16 protein-coding genes, 2 pseudogenes and 1 other annotated feature are annotated in these 18,154 nt (G+C 32.5%); of the genes and pseudogenes, 14 read left to right on the top strand and 4 right to left on the bottom strand.

Translation table 11 applies throughout. From position 1 onward, the window contains the following. The 3 genes from ACVWY7_RS11930 (at position 1) to ACVWY7_RS11920 (ending at position 2,737) form a co-directional block, all read left to right on the top strand. The gene (locus ACVWY7_RS11930; RefSeq protein ID WP_001182482.1) at positions 1-1,701 is read left to right on the top strand and encodes an ABC transporter ATP-binding protein; all 1,701 of its coding nucleotides are present in this window, start codon (positions 1-3) and stop codon (positions 1,699-1,701) included. Then, on the top strand, positions 1,694-2,494 hold the full coding sequence (locus tag ACVWY7_RS11925) for an energy-coupling factor transporter transmembrane component T family protein (protein WP_000282897.1): 801 nt from the start codon (positions 1,694-1,696) through the stop codon (positions 2,492-2,494). Before ACVWY7_RS11930 ends, ACVWY7_RS11925 begins: the two co-directional genes overlap by 8 nt. A gap of 135 nt (positions 2,495-2,629) precedes the next feature. Then, positions 2,630-2,737, top strand: a complete 108-nt coding sequence (locus ACVWY7_RS11920; protein WP_000120182.1) for a YjcZ family sporulation protein — start codon at positions 2,630-2,632, stop codon at positions 2,735-2,737. 92 nt (positions 2,738-2,829) lie between these two features. Here ACVWY7_RS11920 and ACVWY7_RS11915 read toward each other — a convergent pair whose 3' ends face one another. Both ACVWY7_RS11915 and ACVWY7_RS11910 read right to left on the bottom strand, forming a co-directional pair. After that, complete coding sequence (locus tag ACVWY7_RS11915) at positions 2,830-4,098, bottom strand: sensor histidine kinase (RefSeq protein ID WP_073523808.1); 1,269 nt, start codon at positions 4,096-4,098, stop codon at positions 2,830-2,832. An 87-nt stretch (positions 4,099-4,185) separates the two neighbouring features. Next, positions 4,186-5,067 carry a serine/threonine protein kinase gene (locus ACVWY7_RS11910; protein WP_001990677.1) on the bottom strand — a complete coding sequence of 294 codons (882 nt, stop codon included), beginning with the start codon at positions 5,065-5,067 and terminating at the stop codon, positions 4,186-4,188. A gap of 127 nt (positions 5,068-5,194) precedes the next feature. On the opposite strand from ACVWY7_RS11910, the gene ACVWY7_RS11905 reads away from it, so the two are divergent. The 9 genes and pseudogenes from ACVWY7_RS11905 (at position 5,195) to ACVWY7_RS11865 (ending at position 14,668) form a co-directional block, all read left to right on the top strand. After that, positions 5,195-5,707: a GrpB family protein gene (locus tag ACVWY7_RS11905; protein ID WP_073523806.1), complete on the top strand. Its 513-nt coding sequence runs from the start codon at positions 5,195-5,197 to the stop codon at positions 5,705-5,707. Between the two features lie 171 nt (positions 5,708-5,878). Beyond that, complete coding sequence (locus tag ACVWY7_RS11900) at positions 5,879-6,868, top strand: zinc-binding dehydrogenase (RefSeq protein ID WP_000644545.1); 990 nt, start codon at positions 5,879-5,881, stop codon at positions 6,866-6,868. Positions 6,869-7,152: 284 nt separating this feature from the next. Then, entirely contained in the window at positions 7,153-9,291 is a 2,139-nt protein-coding gene (locus ACVWY7_RS11895; protein WP_000549349.1) for a penicillin-binding protein, read from the top strand. Between the two features lie 132 nt (positions 9,292-9,423). After that, positions 9,424-9,552, top strand: a pseudogene (locus ACVWY7_RS11890) (oxidoreductase); the annotation flags it as partial. A gap of 55 nt (positions 9,553-9,607) precedes the next feature. Then, positions 9,608-9,866 (top strand) — a binding site (T-box leader). 65 nt (positions 9,867-9,931) lie between these two features. Then, positions 9,932-11,170 (top strand): MFS transporter, encoded by a 1,239-nt coding sequence (locus ACVWY7_RS11885; RefSeq protein ID WP_000793331.1) that lies wholly within the window; start codon positions 9,932-9,934, stop codon positions 11,168-11,170. 110 nt (positions 11,171-11,280) lie between these two features. Further along, a complete protein-coding gene (locus ACVWY7_RS11880) occupies positions 11,281-12,303 on the top strand; it encodes a serine hydrolase domain-containing protein (protein WP_000849932.1) in 1,023 nt (340 codons plus the stop codon). A 4-nt stretch (positions 12,304-12,307) separates the two neighbouring features. Then, positions 12,308-12,901: a GNAT family N-acetyltransferase gene (locus tag ACVWY7_RS11875; RefSeq protein WP_033682471.1), complete on the top strand. Its 594-nt coding sequence runs from the start codon at positions 12,308-12,310 to the stop codon at positions 12,899-12,901. A 254-nt stretch (positions 12,902-13,155) separates the two neighbouring features. Then, positions 13,156-13,662 carry a DUF3189 family protein gene (locus ACVWY7_RS11870; RefSeq protein ID WP_000576327.1) on the top strand — a complete coding sequence of 169 codons (507 nt, stop codon included), beginning with the start codon at positions 13,156-13,158 and terminating at the stop codon, positions 13,660-13,662. Between the two features lie 199 nt (positions 13,663-13,861). Then, positions 13,862-14,668, top strand: coding sequence for a DegV family protein (locus ACVWY7_RS11865; protein WP_073523801.1), 807 nt, complete (start codon positions 13,862-13,864; stop codon positions 14,666-14,668). 118 nt (positions 14,669-14,786) lie between these two features. Here ACVWY7_RS11865 and ACVWY7_RS11860 read toward each other — a convergent pair. After that, positions 14,787-14,921, bottom strand: a pseudogene (locus ACVWY7_RS11860) (DJ-1/PfpI family protein); the annotation flags it as partial. Here ACVWY7_RS11860 and ACVWY7_RS11855 point away from each other — a divergent pair. Beyond that, entirely contained in the window at positions 14,917-15,510 is a 594-nt protein-coding gene (locus tag ACVWY7_RS11855; RefSeq protein WP_033682469.1) for a type 1 glutamine amidotransferase family protein, read from the top strand. The pseudogene ACVWY7_RS11860 and the gene ACVWY7_RS11855 sit on opposite strands and share 5 nt — an antisense overlap. A gap of 358 nt (positions 15,511-15,868) precedes the next feature. On the opposite strand, the gene ACVWY7_RS11850 is transcribed toward ACVWY7_RS11855, so the two are convergent. Continuing rightward, on the bottom strand, positions 15,869-16,174 hold the full coding sequence (locus tag ACVWY7_RS11850) for a hypothetical protein (protein WP_000836242.1): 306 nt from the start codon (positions 16,172-16,174) through the stop codon (positions 15,869-15,871). 789 nt (positions 16,175-16,963) lie between these two features. Here ACVWY7_RS11850 and ACVWY7_RS11845 point away from each other — a divergent pair. Further along, positions 16,964-18,130, top strand: a complete 1,167-nt coding sequence (locus ACVWY7_RS11845; RefSeq protein WP_000845162.1) for a serine hydrolase domain-containing protein — start codon at positions 16,964-16,966, stop codon at positions 18,128-18,130. Positions 18,131-18,154: the final 24 nt, after the last annotated feature.

The raw sequence follows: 18,154 nt of genomic DNA, 5'->3' as shown, positions 1-18,154 counted from the left end.
ATGCAACCAATTATTTCTTTTGAACAATTCAACTTTCAATATAAGCATGCAGCGCAGCCTACTGTTAAAGACATTACATTTCATATATATCCTGGGGAAAAAGTGCTAATTGCTGGACGAAGTGGTTCAGGGAAATCAACGTTAGCTCATTGTATGAATGGGCTAATCCCATTTTCTTATGAAGGGACTAGTACTGGTAATATTTCAATTGCTGGAAAAGACCCGAGGAAAAAGAGTGTTTTTGAACTGAGTAAACATGTAGGCACAATTTTGCAAGATCAAGATGCACAATTTATTGGTCTTACAGTAGAAGAAGATGTAGCCTTTTATTTAGAAAATGAATGTGTAAATCAGGATGAAATGAAAAAGATTGTCTCGGAGTCATTAAAAAAGGTAGGGATGCATACTTTTCATAAACAAAGTCCGCATGAATTATCTGGAGGGCAAAAACAAACTGTTTCTTTAGCGGGTTTGTTAACAACAAATGCTCCTATATTATTGTTCGATGAACCGTTAGCAAATTTAGATCCAGCTAGCAGCTTACATACAATTGAACTTATTAAAAATATACATAAGCAATATAATAAAACAATTGTAATTATTGAACATCGAATAGAAGAAATGTTAAATCTGGATTTAGATAAGATCATTTTAATTGATGAAGGGGAAATTGTTGCGATCGACACACCAGAAAGAATTTTAGCGTCAAATATATTACCCTCAATCGGATTAAGAGAACCTATGTACATAGAAGGATTAAAAAGATTACATTTTGATAGTAATAATGACGTAATATATCCACTTGAAAATCTTCATAAGGAAAGTATTAGTGGCGTAATAAAAGAGTGGATGGAGAAAAAAGCTTTTTGTAAAGATACTCCTACAAAAATAGAATTATTGAAAGTAGAGAATTTATCATTTTCATATCCTAATAAACAAAAAGTATTAGAGAATGTAAATTTATCCATATATGAAGGAGAAATTGTAGCACTTTTGGGCCATAACGGAGCTGGAAAATCAACATTAGCTCATAGTCTTATAGGAATAAACAAAACAAAAAATAGCAGGATTTTAATTGATGGAGTAAATATCAATTCTTGGTCTATACGTAAACGCGGTGAGATTATATCTTATGTCATGCAAAATCCAAATCATATGATTGCACAACCTACTGTTATAGAAGAGGTTTCATTCACATTAAAATTAAAAAAGGTTTCAAAGGAAGAAATTAAGTTTAGAGCGGAGGAAGCGTTAAAAATTTGTGGTTTGTATCCATTTCGAAATTGGCCAATTCAGGCGTTAAGTTATGGACAAAAAAAGAGATTAACGATTGCATCTGTACTAACAGCAAATCCAAAACTTATCATATTAGATGAACCGACAGCGGGACAAGATTATTATCATTATAAACAGTTTATGTCGTTTATTAGAAAATTAGCTAAAAAGGGAATATCGTTTATTTTTATCACACACGATATGAATCTCGCATTGGAATATGCAGACAGGGCAATAGTTTTACACGAAGGGAGAATTATTGCGAATCATACCGCGTCCATTGTATTAGGACATCCAGAAACGTTACAAAGAGCGAACTTAAAGGAGAGCTCTTTATTCAAACTCGTTAAATTTAGTGGTATTGCAAACCCTGAAAAATTTATGGAACTTTATTTTGATGATATTAGGAGGGAGGAAGGTGTATAATACATATTTTCATCGCATGGATGGAGCAGTGAAATTGTTCTTATTTATTTTTTGTATGACGCTTACTTTTTTATTTTTTGATTTTCGCGTATTGTTATTTTTATTTTTCATTGGATGTATCGGACTTGTAGTTGCTAAAATTCCATTTCGTAAAATTTTTATTGTTTTTAGTGTTATATTTACATTTAGTTTATTAAATTCTGTCATGATTTTATTTATTACACCAATCCATGGATCTGAATTAACCGGATCGTATACTTCATTTATGTATATTGGATATGCAACAATTACATACGAAACATTATTTTATACAGCTACACTTTCGTTAAAGTATTTTACGTTATTACCATTTACACTTATTTTAATTTATACGACTAATCCAAGCGAATTTGTGAGTAGCTTAAGTAAATTTCGAGTTCATTATAAGATTATTTATGCAATAAATATTGCATTACGTTATATACCTGATATTCAATCTGAATATAAAGTTATTAAACATGCCCAAGAGGCGAGAGGAGTAGCTTTTGAAAAAGGAGAAGCAAGTTTATGGATTCGTATGAAAAACCGTATCTTAATTTTTTGGCCTTTAATTATTCATTCTCTAGAGAGAATCGATACAGTTTCAAATGCAATGGATTTAAGAGGATTTGGAAAGAAGAATACACGTACGTGGTTTTATACAAATAAAGCGAACAGCGGGGATTTCATTGCTTTATTTATAGGTGTTTTTATTTTAATTGCTGCAGTATATTTAAAGTTACATGTATTTCAAAATTTCTGGTATCCATTTTAAAGCACTCTCAAATGAGTGCTTTTACTTATTTTTATATAGACATGCTCAAAAAAGGGATATTTACATACTGTATAATACGAACCAGTTAAAATGATCAACTACCTATTAGTTTTCAAACCAAAAGGAGGAGAAAATATGAGTTACGGTGGTTCTTGTGGTTTTGGTGGAGGTTTCGCTTTATTAGTTGTGTTATTTATTTTATTAATTATCGTTGGATGCAGCTGCTGGGGCGGAGGGTACTAATTTCTAATTAGTCTCCACAAATGTAAACTAAAAAAACATAGAAGATACTTATGTATCGAAACAAATAAAAAAGGAGCAATTATGCTCCTTTTTTATTTGTTGTTAGATGAGTTTTTATTACATTTCGGGAATGTAATTGTCAAAGTAGTTCCTTTATTAATAACGCTTCGGATTTTTAAACTACCTTGCATCGTTTCAATGATTTTCACAGCAACCATTGTACCTAAACCTGTACCTTTCGTTTTTGTACTAAAATACGGTTCGCCAAATCGATTTATTTGCTCTTGTGACATACCAATTCCGCTATCTTCAATTCGTATGATAACTTTATTATTACTAATAGAAGAGGAGATATTTAAAGTACCGCCATTAGGCATTGCTTCAATACCATTTTTTAATAAGTTTAAAAAACATTGCTGAAAGTGCTGTTTATTACCAACTATTGTTGCCGTAGAGAAATCTTTTGTAATATGTATTGTATTCATATTACATAAAGGTAAGATCATATTAATAACTCGATTTAACTCTTGTTCTACTGAAATCTCATCTAACTTTTCTGAAGCAGGTTTAGCAAACGTTAAATAATCATCAATAATCCCTTGGGCATGATGTAATTCTTCCAGTATATGCTTAATATACTCGTCTCTTGATTCTGGAGTTAAATTTGGTGTTTTTAAAAGTTGTGTAAATCCTTTTACGACAGTTAAGGGATTTCTTACTTCGTGCGATATACTAGCAGCGAGTTGGCTAACAATCTCCATTTTTTCCATTTTAATTAACTTCGATCGCATACATACTGCATCTTTTAAAACTTCATTAAAATAAACTACAAACAACATTAAAATAGTTGGTAATATTATGAAATAAATGATGTACAAATTATTCACTTCAAAATCTGATAAAGTTAATACAATTACAGTTGTAAATATTGCTAAGAAAAATGTTAAAAACATTGCATAAGTTACTTTAATTTTTCTATTATACGTATTAAATTTTGCGGATGCGAATGCTGTAATGATAAACATGGTGCCATAAACTACTATTGTTAACATACTAAATCCATAAAATGAAAATCTTGTAATTAATAAAATAGCAAACAATGTTATACCGACAGGAAAGCCACCATAAAGCGTACCTATTATAACCGGTATTTGTCTTAAATCATGAATACAACTTTCATCCATATAGATAGGATAACGCATACATAAAATAAGAGGGATACTCGTACAAAGTATAATAAGTAGTTTTTTATATTTCTTCAAATAGTGCCCGCTATCATATATAAAATAAAAAATAAATATACTACTTAAAATGTATAAAAGGTTATTTAACACGTGTTGATTGATATACACAAAGTTCATAATATCTGCCTCGTTATTTTTATTTCCTTTTCATATATATTATCATGATAATAGTATAAACTATATATTTGTTTGAATAATATAGGTTTATATCTTTTTAGTATTTGACACGCTTACCCACTCTTCATAAAATTCTTTAACTGATGCATATCGTTCGGTTCGGTTTTCATTTACTGCGCGATACGCTATTTCATATAAATCCCTACTTGCTTCCCATTCTGTAAAGGAGCGCTCTTTTCCACCACCTAAAATTGCGAAAGCCATTGCTCCCATATTAAATACATTTGTTCTCGAATCAATTATAGCGTTTAGCTCAAATTCTTCAGGAGACATAAAACGCGAGGAACCCCATAATCTTCCCATTCTATTCACAAATGGTTTTTTAGAATATAAATCAATATCACAAATCTTTGTCTCATTTGTGTGAAAATCATATAAAATACTACCGTCATAAAAATCTATCGCTACGTAGTTTTTCTTTTCGACATATGTATGGAAAGAAAAAATGGAATTTAAAGATTGAATCCGTTTTATAACAGGTAAATGCTTAAATTTATAAAATGGAGAGTTTGGATTTTTATATTTGTCAGGAGGCGGGAAACTCCAATGCGAATGAAGACATTCACCATCAAACCAATCAAAAATTAATACATATCCAGATTGAACTGGAAAATGATCGATTAGTTTTATAAGTGAGTCATGCATTAATTCCTCGTATAGGGAAACTGAACTTTTTAACCGTTCAATAGCGTCTTTCATTGTTCCTTCATATGCAATTGTTCGTGCCCCTGCATATTTAATAAATTTCTTATGTCCGTCTCTTTCTACACCGAAAGATAGGTTACCTGAATCTTGTTGGTCAAAAACCGCAAATACGTTTCCTAATTTCAATAGCCAATCAAAATTATGATGTTCTTTTAACTGGAATGTAACTTGATTCAACTGAATTTCAACTGGAATATCTTTCATATTATACCTCGCATTTATTATAATTAAGTTATATCTTTCAGTATTCGACACATTTTGTAAAAATCCTATGTGAATCACATGAAATTTTGTAAATATAGTAATAAATAATTATAAGAAGGTGGATAAAATGGAACAACAAATCGTTATTAAACCATATGAAAAAGAGTGGCACGAAGAGTATTTAATAGAAAAAGAGAAATTTATTTCTTTATTCGGGGAAGATTGTATTGCTATTGAACATATAGGGAGCACATCTGTAGAAGGGCTAGGAGCGAAACCTTTAATTGATATGATGATTGGGGTAACAGATTTGCAAATTATCGAAAAGTGGATTGATGATCTATTAAAAATTGGATATGAGTATGTTCCAAAAGAAACATCTAATTGGCGTTTTTTTAGAAAGGGAAAATGGAGAGCGGGTACCCATCATTTGCACGTTTATATTTATAATAGTGACGAATGGAAAAACAATCTTTTATTTCGAGACTTTCTAACGAAACATGAGTGGGCACGTAATGAATATAGAGAATTAAAAGAGAAACTTGCAGCTACATATCCTTTTGATCGAGTTTCATATACAAGTGCAAAAGCCCCGTTTATTCAAAATATATTAGAATTGACCAAAACCCCAAAAATTTAAAATTACAGATTATTATCTGAAAAATTTAAAAACTCCCTTTCTACGTTATTTCTAGGAGGGGAGTTTTTATTTTATCATAGCGTTATACATTATTTCTAATTATTGGAGACAGATCAGTTTATTTATTTCGATATTTCTAGTACATTGAAAATATTAAGGGGGAATTAAGCAATGAAAGCAATTGTACATCAATATAAAAAAGGGGTAGAGGGATTACAATATAAATTTTTATCTGAAACACATCCTAATGCCGGTGAAGTAAAAGTAAAGTTAAAAGCAGCAGGATTAAATCATAGGGATTTATTTATTATAAACAATAGAAAAGAAATGGAACTACCGTTAGTAATAGGGTCAGATGGTGCAGGTATTGTTATAGAAATAGGAGAAGGTGTTTCAGCTGATTTATTACAAGCCGAGGTTATTATTAATCCTAGTATTGGATGGGAGAATATTGCCGAAGTACCAGAGTTACCTGAGGTGTTAGGGGGACCAAAAGATGGAACGTTTACTGAATATGTAATAGTGCCCGCTGAAAATGTAGTGGGAAAACCGTCATATCTTACTTGGGAAGAGTCTGGCGTGTTGGCTTTATCGGCACTGACTGCATATAGAGCGCTTTTTACAAAGGGTAGATTGAAGTGTGGAGAACATGTTTTAATTCCGGGGATAGGCGGCGGTGTAGCGACATTTGCCATGTTATTTGCGAAAGCAATTGGCGCAAAAGTAAGTGTTACTTCAAGGGTAGAGAACAAAAGAAAATTTGCCGAAACATATGGCGCAGATTTTTCTTTTAATAGTTCTGGAAATTGGGAAGAGAGTTTATGCGGAGGAAAAGTAGATTTAATAATTGATAGTATAGGTCCAGCAACATTCATAAAATACTTTGATGTATTAAACCCAAATGGGAGAATTGTTAATTTTGGTGCAAGTTCAGGAGATAAAATAGAATTACCTTTAAGAGCGTTATTTTATAACCAAATTGATATTATGGGAACATCTATGGGTAGCCGTGAGGAATTTAATGAAATGATTAGGTTTATAGAGAAATATAAGATTAAACCAATTATAGATAAAGTTTATTCGTTGGAAGAAGCAATTCAAGCGTTGAGCCGTATGGAGCAGGGAGAACAATTCGGTAATATCGCTCTACGTATGGAATAAAAAAATCCTCCTTTGGAAATTCAGAGGAGGATTTTTTGTTGTATACAAGTGAATAAATTACTTGCAATAACAATTTGAGTGTTATGCAAAAAAAGAATGAATATTCTTAAATTTCACGTACTGTATTTTAAGTATTTAAATAAACTGACAATAACTATCACTAGTTTCACATTGTTTTAAAGGAATTCATACGAGAACTTCGAAACATATAGTATTGAAGGTAAAAATTACATATTTTAAAGCGCATCTTTGCATGTATCAATTAAAAAAGAAAGGAGCGAAATATGCATAAACTTCAAACGAATAAAGGCGCGCGCTATTTTATGATTGCTTTTATTGTTTTGTTTCTTATTATGCTTTTGCGTTTTTTCTATATTCAAGCAGTAGGGGTCGTGCATAATGTGAATGTAAAGGATCTTGCAACTGAACAACATAATAAAAATGGTATTTTGGAAGCAAATCGTGGCACAATATATGATCAAGCTGGAAAAGTGTTAGTTCAAGATTCCACAACGTATCGTGTTGTTGTGAATTTGAAAGGTAATGGCAAATTGAAAAATAAAGATGAAACCGCAGCGCAATTAGCTGATGCGCTTGAAATTAATAAAGAAGATGTGTTAAAGAATTTCCATGAAGGGCGTACGCAAGTTGAAATCGGAAAAGTTGGTCGAAATTTAACGAGAGAAAAGAAAGAACAAATTAGAAAGTTAAAAATCCCGGGTGTATCTTTTATGCCTGAGAAAGCAAGGGTGTATCCGAATGAAGATTTTGCATCTTATATACTTGGTTTTGCTAGACCAGACGATAAAGGAAATACAGAAGGGAAATTTGGACTTGAAAAAAGTTTGGATAAATATTTGCGCTCGACAAACGGGAATATAGAGTATGTGGGAGGGCGAGGAGGTATCCCGCTTACAAATGATATAGGAAAAATAGAACCTGCTAAACATGGAAATAACGTATATCTTACGCTTGATAAACAAATTAATAGTTTTTTAGAAGAAGCGATGAATAAGGCGCAAGATCACTATGATCCTTCTATGTTATTAGGTATCATAGCGGATCCAAAGACGGGGAAAGTGTTAGCTATGTCTAGTAAACCTAGTTTTAACCCTAATAAAGGGGATATTGAATACTTTTTAAATGATCCAATCGCCAATGCATATGAACCAGGTTCAACGATGAAAGTATTTACGTTAGCTGCAGCAATTAATGAAGGGGTATATAACGGAAAAGAATATTTCCAATCCGGAAAATATGCAGTTGGTTCATCTGATATAAAAGATCATAATGGTGGATTTGGATGGGGATCTATTACATTTGATGAAGGTTTTGAAAGATCATCAAACGTAGCTTTTTCTATTTTAGAAGATCAGTTATTAAAACCAAATAAATTTAAGCAATATATGAACAAATTTGGTTTCAATCAAAAAACTGGAATAGATTTACCTGGTGAAAGTAAAAATACTTTACTATTAAATACACAAATTCAACAAGTAACAACTTCTTTCGGACAAGGTTCTACAGTAACTCCAATTCAATTAATCCAAGCCGCTACTGCTATAGCAAATGACGGGAAAATGATGCAACCATATATCGTTGACAAAGTTGTAAATCCAACAAACAAACAAGTTATTATGGAAAATCAACCGAAAGAAATTGGGAATCCGATAAAAAAAGAGACAGCGGACAAGGTAAGAGACTTAATGGAACGTGTTATTACGTCTTCAAAAGGTACTGGTACAATGTATAAAGTGGATGGTTATCCAATAGGAGGTAAGACAGGAACAGCTCAAATTCCGAATCCTGAAAATGGACGATACATGGAAGGAAAAGAAAATTATATTTTTTCATTTTTAGGTATGGCCCCGATTGATGACCCGGAGTTAATTGTATACTTGGCAATTAAACAACCAAAGTTAAAGGGAGACGAGTATGGAGCTCAGCCGCTTGCAGAAATATTTAAACCAGTTGTGAAAAATAGCCTTGAATATTTAAAGGTGAGACCATACACAGAAAAACAAATGGCCGATGCAACGAAAAGATCCCAATTAAAAGTACAAAACTATGTGAATCAATCAATGGGTACGGTAGAGAATAATGTAAAAAAAGAGAAGCTCCAACCAATAACTTTAGGAGAAGGAAAAATAATAAAACAATATCCGCAGTCTGGCGAAGTAATGAGTGAAGGAGATCGAATATTTTTATTAGGAAACAACGCTACAATGCCCAATTTACAAGGTTGGTCCATGCGTGATGTGATGTATTTTTCCAAATTATTAAAATTAGATTTAAAAACTTCAGGTACGGGATATGTAACAAGTCAAAGTATCAAAAAAGGACAAGCTATACAAGAAGGCGATGTATTAGAACTAGAATTAGAGCCACCGTTACAACCATTAGCAGAGGCAAATACAAATTAATTAGGATATGTGAAGGGTCTATATATAATAGACTCTTTTTTTCATGGTTTAAGTAATTTCACGCACCGTAATTTTTAGAAAAAATAATAAATAAGATTTTTAACAGTTACTAAAACAAAAAAACTTACATAAATAGTGATATGTCCAATGCCGTTTAAAAAAACAATGGACGTATTCTTCATTGTTTTTCCTTATTTTCATAAAAAGCTAATGCGTTTCGTATGCCGAATTGGCCGAAAAGCAAAAATGACGCAATCATAAATATCTGATTATTTTATATTTACAGTTAAAATAAAATGTGATAATATGGAAAAAATCAAATACAGTGAAGAGAAGAGTAAATAAGATGAATTTTTCACAGAGAGCTCCATTTAGCTGAAAAGGAGTAAAAATTCTTTATTGAACCAAGCCTCTGAGCAGCGCATCGGAATCTATTAATAGAGGGTGGTGTGACGGGAGCTCCCGTTATAGAGCTATGGTATAAGCATGAATGAAAATGCAGTACCAGATAAGGTTAATATGGTGACATATTAACAAACTAGGGTGGCACCGCGATGATAAATCTCGTCCCTAAGATTAAAAGTCTTGGGGGTGGGATTTTTTTATTGGTTTAAAACAATTTGGAAAGCGGGGGCCAAAAATGAAAAACTTACTTAAAGATTGGAAATATCCTTTATTACTACTGTCCGGAGTTGGTATTGCGAATTTAGGGGCATGGATTTACTTAATAGCACTGAATGTACTTGTCTATCATATGGGCGGTTCAGCTTTAGCTGTTGCTACTTTATATGTAATTAAACCATTGGCTGTTTTATTTACAAACGCTTGGTCAGGAAGTATGATTGATCGTTTAAATAAACGAAAATTAATGATCCACCTCGATATATATCGCGCGGTATGTATCGCTATTTTACCTTTACTTCCATCACTTTGGATAGTTTATATATTCGTATTCTTTATTAGTATGGCTAATGCAATGTATGAGCCAACTGCTATGACGTATATGACGAAATTAATACCAGTAGAACAAAGACAACGTTTCAACTCATTACGTAGTTTAATAGGATCTGGTGCTTCTGTAATTGGTCCATCGATAGCGGGAGCATTGTTAATAGCAAGTACACCAGAGTTTGCTATATATATGAATGCTATAGCATTTCTCTTATCAGGAGTAATTACATTGCTGCTACCTAATCTTGATAAAAAATCTGATAGTCATACATCAAATGACACATTATCTTTAGCTGTACTAAAAAAAGATTGGAACATCGTTTTAAATTTTAGTAAAAAATCTTTGTATATCGTTTTCGTGTACTTCTTATTCCAAGGGGTGATGGTGTTAGCTGCCGCAAATGATTCACTTGAATTGTCATTTGCGAAAGAAGTTTTATTGTTAACAGATAGTGAATATGGCTTTTTAGTTAGTATTGCTGGAGCTGGATTTATTTTAGGGGCAATAACAAATACAATTTTATCAAAAAAACTAACACCTTCATTGTTAATTGGAATAGGATCATTATTCATCGCAATCGGTTATATAATTTATGCTTTTTCAAATGGGTTTTTAATAGCTGCTATCGGATTTTTTATTTTATCTTTCTCTATGGCATATGCAAATACAGGGTTTAATACCTTTTATCAAAATAATGTCCCTGTCCATATAATGGGACGGATTGGGAGCATATATGGATTATTTATTGCAGGTATCACCATTTTAATTACAATTTTATTTGGAGTTGCCACTCAATTTATTTCTATACAACTTGTGGTTATTGTAGGTTCTTTAGTAATGTTATTTATTACTATCATCTTGTGTGTGTTTACTTTATTGCCATCACATTCTAAAGTGCATTCTTCTGAATCAATACATTCGAAATAATTCTCTTAGTTTTGATTTAAATCTTACGATGTTCAATAGGAGGGTTACCCCTCCTATATATGGAAATATAAGAAAGGAAAACAATATTGATAAACGAGGGTGATTTTGTAATGAAAACTAAAGATCAAATAGATAACATTGTAAAAGAAACATATCGTCATATAGATTTCTCTGGAGTAATTTTAGTGAAAGAAAAAAAGGGCATAGTCTATGAAGAGGCGTTTGGTTATGCAAATCGAAATGAGTGTATAAACAATACGCTACAAACTAGGTTTGGCATTGCCTCTGGGTGTAAAATATTCACAGCTATCGGTATCTGTCAACTTGTTGAAAGTGGGGTAATTACTTTTCAAACAAAGTTAAAAGAGTGTTTAAGTGTTAACTTTCCAAACTTTAATGAAGATATTACAATACATCACCTTTTGACGCATAGTTCGGGTATTCCAGATTATTTTGATGAAAGTATTATGGATAACTTCGAAGATCTTTGGAAACAAACACCTATGTATTTATTAAAAAGTTTAAAAGACTTTTTACCATTATTTCAAAACAGAGATATGATGTATGCACCAGGAAGTAAGTTTCACTACAACAATGCAGGTTTTATCATACTGGGATTAATAATCGAAGAACAGACAGGACTTAAATTTACGGAGTATATAGAAAAAAACATATTTAATCCAATTGGTATGAATCATTCGGGCTATTTTTCTTTAGATAGATTACCAAGACAGACAGCTCTCGGATATATAAAAGATGAAATTAGCCAGACATGGAGAACAAACGCTTACTCTATTCCGATAAAAGGTGGTTCTGATGGTGGAGCTTTTATTACTGCGCCAGACATGCTGAAGTTTTGGGAAGCGTTATTTAACTATGAAATCATAAGCCAAGAATATACAAAAATACTTTTAACTCCTCATATTCAAATAAATAATAAACAGTCTTACGGCTATGGAATATGGATTGAAACAAGGGAAAACAAGATATTCAAATATCATGTAATGGGATATGATCCAGGCGTTAGTTTTCGCTCAGCCGTATATCCAGACTTAGGAATTACATTAGTTATTCCATCAAATAAAGGAGCAGGACCCGAAAAATTAATAACAGAAATAGAAGGGGCTTTTTGATTATATAGATATAAAAATAAGAGGGTATAGAAAAGAGGATGAAACCGGTTGGATACGTTGTCGTGTGTTATCTTTTTTAGATACAGCTTATTACGATAATGTATTTAGAGAAAAGGAAAGATATGAACATCCGGCTATAGAACTAGTAGCTGTATATGGAAATCAAATTGTAGGTTTACTAGATATCGAATATGAATTAGAAGAACGTACAGTTTGTTCAAGAGGAACTGGTCTTGGCGGCATGATTTGGGATATTGCAGTTCATCCAGATTTTCGTAGAATGAAAATTGGCAATCAACTATTAAATGAGGCAGAAAAGTTAGCGAAAGAACGTAAACTAAATCGATTGGAAGCATGGACTAGGGACAATTTATGGGTTCATGGTTGGTATGAAAAGAATGGATTTGTAAAAGTAGATTCCTATTTACACGTATATAGCGATCATACAGACGAGATAAAAGGTGTAATGAAAAGTAATATAGATCAGTTATATCCAGTTCAAACATTTGCTCATTATACAGGTGAAAATATAGAAGAGATAAGAAAACAATTTAAACGAGTTCATGATTGTTTTTGTTTTGAAAAGTATTTTAACTAACTGTTCATACGGGTTAAAAGATATATTTGTTTTGAATAATGATGATAAAAGACGTACGAGTCAAAAGTACGTCTTTTTACTTTTATAAATAAGCTTATGGCTATTACATGATATGCCGTAATAAAAAGACGATAGTATAATCAAAAAACATATAATGAATTAACAAAAACTGTAAATACATTCATTACTTGTTTATCAATGCTGTGAACGGTAATACTAAATAACATTGAACTTTTATAACAAGGGATGATTATATGATATTCATTTACACGGATTTCGGTGGAACACATTCAACTGCACTCGCTGCAGCTTATCATTTAAATAAATTACCAACAGATCGTAAACTTACAAAAGAAGAAATATTAAATGTAGATTACTTTAATAAATTGAAAACCGAAGATATGGGGAAAATTATTTTTCATGGAATAGATGAGAATAGTAATCCGGTTTATACGATTGGATGTGGCGCATCAAAAGTCGTTGTACCTGCGATGAAACATTTAGGAGAGATCCTGCAAAAACATCATCAAAGTCATGAAAAGATTATTTTTTCTAATACATCACCAACAGTGCCTTTACCAATGACTTTTGGCGGTCTGTTTTCTAGAAGATTTCATATTGACTTTATCGGTGTACCACTACTTATATGGGGTGCAAAACTTAGCTGCGATAACGTACAAAGACTTGTTAGTTATACGAAAGAAGCCGGGCGATTAACAAATGATTATGTTGTGATTTTAGATAATGAAACTTTTAAATAATGTAAGATAAAAAGAAAATCGAGCAAATTTCTTGATTTTCTTTTTTATTTGTGAAAAAGACAAGAAATATTCACATTTATCATCTATCTACTATAGCCAAAACAATAAAGTCCTGTTACTATTACAGGGATATTCTCTTTTCATAACATAAATATATAGAAAAATTAGAAAAGAGGAATTGAATTAAGGGAGGAACAACATGAAGCGTGTTGCTTGGATTACTGATAGTACAACTGCGAGTTTTACAACAGAAGGAGATAACTTTGTTATCCCAATTGAAGTTATTATTGATGGTGTGTCGTACAAAGATTGTGAAGAAGGTGTGCGTGAGCGCGTTTATAATGCTTTAAACGAAGGTAAAACTGTCACTACATCACAGCCTAACATAGGGGAAATGGTAGAATTATTTTCGAAATGCAAAGAAGAATATGAAGAGGGATTTGCAGTTGCTATTAGCGGAAAAGTAAGTGGAACCTATCAAAACATGAAATTAGCTGCAGAAATGGCAGGTTTCCCTTTAACAGTACTAGATAGTGAAACAACAAGTTATCCAATGGATGAACTAATTAGAAAAGCGAAATCGTTATACAATGATGGTATGACTTTACAAGATATACACAAAACATTAGTAGATGAAAAAAGAAGACCTTTTCATGTGTTTCCAAAGAGTCTAAAAGGTCTATATGCAAGTGGTCGTGTAAAAGGCGTTCAATTTTTACTTGGAAGTTTATTGAGTGTTAACTTAATCTTAGAAGTAAAAGGTGGAGAACTTTTACTTGAAAAGAAAGTTCGAAAAATCCAAAAATGTCGAGAATACATTAAAAATGAGCTTGAAAAAGAATTACCAAAAGTACTTCATATGTTCCATGCTAACGATAAAGATGGAGCTGAAGAATGGATTTCAGATATTAGTCAAGCATTCCCTGAAATGGATTTCAAACTGTATCCATTACCAATTTCATTTGCGGTTCATGCAGGTGAAGGTACAATAGCAATTAGTTATTAAAAAGAAAACCCGTGAATAATTCGCGGGTTTTTTATTTGAAAATGTGGACACACCACGTCTACATTAAGCAAAAGAATTCATTTTATCGTTTCGAGGACTAACCGATCACTCGACTTGATTAAAAATATAAACCTTTGCCTACTGGCTGAACAGTTTCTAGTACGATTTCAACCATTTCTTCATTAATTAGAGTTCTTATAATCCAAGCTGAGAGTTCTTGAGCAGCAAAACAACCCGCAGCAGTTGAAATGTCAGACTGGGAATATGGATATTTAGTTGCTGAACTAAACTCAGGAAGATATTTCAAAAAAGATTTAGCACCTTTAAAAGTAATTACAGTAGGAGCTAATAAAGAAATGATAACTACTATGGGAGGACTGAGCATAAAACCAGATATTTCCCTTGATGAATGTATTCTTGAGAGTAAAGATCTTTTAATTTTACCAGGAGGGACTACTTGGAGTGAAGAAATTCATCAACCTATCTTGGAAAAAATTGACCAAGCTTTAAAGCGTGGCACTATTGTTGCTGCGATTTGTGGTGCAACTGATGCTCTCGCAAATATGGGATACTTGGATACTAGAAAGCATACAAGTAATAACTTAGAATATACTAAAATGGTATGTCCTAACTATAAAGGAGAAAAGTTCTATGAGTTGGGATCTGCGGTATCTGATGCGAATTTAGTTACTGCATCAGGAATAGCTCCTCTGGAATTTGCAAGGGAGGTACTGAAAAAAATAGATGTATTTACACCAGATGCATTACATTCATGGTATAACCTAAATAAGACTCATAAACCTGAATACTTCTTCCAGTTAATGAATTCAATAAATAAATGAAATAACTAAAAAGCTCAATTTCTCTATTTTGGTTTGCAGAGAAGTTGGGCTTTTTAATTTGGAATTCCCTTATTGTTGTAAATCGGCATTTTCCTGACGCTACCCCATGCCCATCAAGCTAAGGTTTTGAAGTACCCTCTAAACGAAAAATATTTGAGTTAGGATATCGCAAACGTGTTGCAAGTTAGATGGAATAGGTGTAGCACTACATCACTTGTAAGCTACGGTTATATAGTCCTCCTGAACAAAGAATATCCCTTTACAATTATTTATGAGTATTTAATTCAGCTTTATCAATCATATACTTACCTACCTTTTGCTTTTAATATATCATAGTAAAGACAGAAATTGATTATGGCTATAATTCTATATAGGCTTTTTCTCCACCTGGAATCTTGAATGTATTTACATCAAATTCTTTAATTATATATACCTTTATCGCTTCAAAATCCTTACCAAAAGCGAGCGATGGATTTTTTAAGAAATATATTATTTTTTCCTTGTCATAGATTCGGGCTGTAATTATTTCTTTGTCCAAGTGAAACGATAAATTGACTCCTTTGTAAAAATATTCGTAGTATCCCTCTTCATCCTGCTCACTCTTATCTTCAAAAGGAACAGATTCAATATAATATATATTGCCATTTACATTTATTGATTTCATACAGCATTACTCCCTTTTCAAGAATATCCATAAGAAATTATATAGTCTCTGTCTATCATACCAAAAATAGGGAATCTACTTTTAAAATTTATAAAGAATATATAGGATCAAATTAAAATCTTTATATTATTTTTCATATTAGGGGTCACCATATGTGCCCATCAACTTAAGAATTTACAACCTCAAGATGAAAATTTTGTGTATTTTTTACAGAAAACAACTAATTTTTCATCTTGGGGGTATTTGCTTTTCTTATCTTGATGGCAATGTGGCTGTACCCCATCGCTATCAACTTAAGAATTAATTGTTCCCCAAAACGAAAAAAAGAAACATAGAAGTGAAAAACCCCTGTTTTTCTTTTTTGATAAATATATTTATTGGAAAATACTTTGAACTTTCGGGTACAGATGCTCCTTCTGTCCTATTATAGAAGCTATTTTGAACGTAAGTAATTTGTAAGGAATAGGTAAGAAAAAAGAGATTTTCATTGTGTAAGATAAAAATATAAGGAGGTGTGAAAGGCGGAACAGATATGACTTATATATGAAAAACAAACCAGTAACAAGAGTGTTTCAAGGAAAAGAAGTAATTTCTGGGGTTAACATACATGTGGAAGAAAAAGGATTTACCGTTTATTAAGACAGAATAGCCTTTGTAAAAATAATAATTATGAATATGATTACGAATTTAATTCTGATTTTTTTGTCATTGTTGGAGATGATAGCTGTGTGATTAATACGAAACAGCAAGCAACTAACTTTACAATTTAAATAAAGGAGAGGATGCTTTATGAAAACATGCAGTAAAATTACATGTGCAAGTCTATCATTTTTAATAGCTGGAAGTTCCCTGTTATACATAACACCAGCCTCAATTGTAAAAGCAGAGCTCACTCAAAATGTATCTAGTTCGTTACAAACAAGTACCCAACGAGATCGTACTTCCGTTAAGAAAGCAATGCGGGATTCACTCCAACTTGGATACCCTGGAATACTCGCTCAAATTTCTAAGGGTGGTAAAAATTGGAGCTATGCCGCCGGGATAGCGGATCTGAGAACCAAGAAGCCGATGAAAACAGATTTTCGCTTTCGCATTGGCAGTACGACGAAGACATTCATTGCAACAGTTCTACTTCAATTGGCTGGAGAGAACCGCTTGAATCTAGATGACTCCATCGAAAAATGGTTGCCTGGCGTTATTCAAGGAAACGGATATGATGCTAACCAGATTACGATTCGGCAAATATTGAATCATACAAGTGGGATTGCTGAATACTTAAAGTCAAAAGACTATGATATTATGGATACAAAAAAATCGTATATGGCTGAAGAATTAGTAAAGATGGGAATTTCTCTTCCACCAGACTTTGCTCCAGGTAAGGGCTGGTCTTATTCAAACACAGGATACGTAATACTGGGTATCCTTATTGAAAAAGTAACTGGAAACAGCTATGCGGAAGAGGTTGAAAATCGGATTGTTGAACCGCTCGAATTGTCGAATACATTCCTACCTGGTAATTCAACTGTTATTCCAGGTACCAAACATGCCCGTGGATATGAAAGATATGACGGAGAAAGTGAGCTAAAAGACGTTACTTATTCTTACCCAGGTAGCTCGGATGGAGATATGATTTCTACTGCTGACGACTTAAACAAATTCTTCTCTTACTTACTCAGTGGCAAATTACTGAAGGAACAGCAACTAAAACAAATGCTTACTACAGTTCCTACAGGAATTGCTGAAATCGGCAGATATGGTCTTGGAATCTATGAAACTAAACTTCCAAACGGTGTCTCGATATGGGGACACGCAGGTGCCTCTCCAGGGTTTTCTACTTTTGCTGGAGGCACACTTGGAGGCAAGCATACATTGGCCATCAATTTGAATGGCCATGAAACTAGTTATAGTCCTTCTGATCCTTTTAAAAATATTTTACTTGCTGAATTTAGCAAGTAGTCAAAAAGGAAAGTAAATCTTTTT

Source organism: Bacillus sp. TE9106W (genome assembly GCF_054062215.1).
The sequence above is the reverse complement of the archived record's forward strand: the minus strand, read 5'-3'. Positions and strand labels throughout refer to the sequence as shown.

Coding starts and splice junctions, on each gene's coding strand:
- ACVWY7_RS11870 (WP_000576327.1), top strand. CDS start 13,156: ATGATATTCATTTACACGGATTTCGGTGGAACACATTCAACTGCACTC.
- ACVWY7_RS11930 (WP_001182482.1), top strand. CDS start 1: ATGCAACCAATTATTTCTTTTGAACAATTCAACTTTCAATATAAGCAT.
- ACVWY7_RS11880 (WP_000849932.1), top strand. CDS start 11,281: ATGAAAACTAAAGATCAAATAGATAACATTGTAAAAGAAACATATCGT.
- ACVWY7_RS11855 (WP_033682469.1), top strand. CDS start 14,917: ATGTCAGACTGGGAATATGGATATTTAGTTGCTGAACTAAACTCAGGA.
- ACVWY7_RS11845 (WP_000845162.1), top strand. CDS start 16,964: ATGAAAACATGCAGTAAAATTACATGTGCAAGTCTATCATTTTTAATA.
- ACVWY7_RS11895 (WP_000549349.1), top strand. CDS start 7,153: ATGCATAAACTTCAAACGAATAAAGGCGCGCGCTATTTTATGATTGCT.
- ACVWY7_RS11885 (WP_000793331.1), top strand. CDS start 9,932: ATGAAAAACTTACTTAAAGATTGGAAATATCCTTTATTACTACTGTCC.
- ACVWY7_RS11915 (WP_073523808.1), bottom strand. CDS start 4,098: ATGAACTTTGTGTATATCAATCAACACGTGTTAAATAACCTTTTATAC.
- ACVWY7_RS11900 (WP_000644545.1), top strand. CDS start 5,879: ATGAAAGCAATTGTACATCAATATAAAAAAGGGGTAGAGGGATTACAA.
- ACVWY7_RS11905 (WP_073523806.1), top strand. CDS start 5,195: ATGGAACAACAAATCGTTATTAAACCATATGAAAAAGAGTGGCACGAA.
- ACVWY7_RS11850 (WP_000836242.1), bottom strand. CDS start 16,174: ATGAAATCAATAAATGTAAATGGCAATATATATTATATTGAATCTGTT.
- ACVWY7_RS11910 (WP_001990677.1), bottom strand. CDS start 5,067: ATGAAAGATATTCCAGTTGAAATTCAGTTGAATCAAGTTACATTCCAG.
- ACVWY7_RS11865 (WP_073523801.1), top strand. CDS start 13,862: ATGAAGCGTGTTGCTTGGATTACTGATAGTACAACTGCGAGTTTTACA.
- ACVWY7_RS11920 (WP_000120182.1), top strand. CDS start 2,630: ATGAGTTACGGTGGTTCTTGTGGTTTTGGTGGAGGTTTCGCTTTATTA.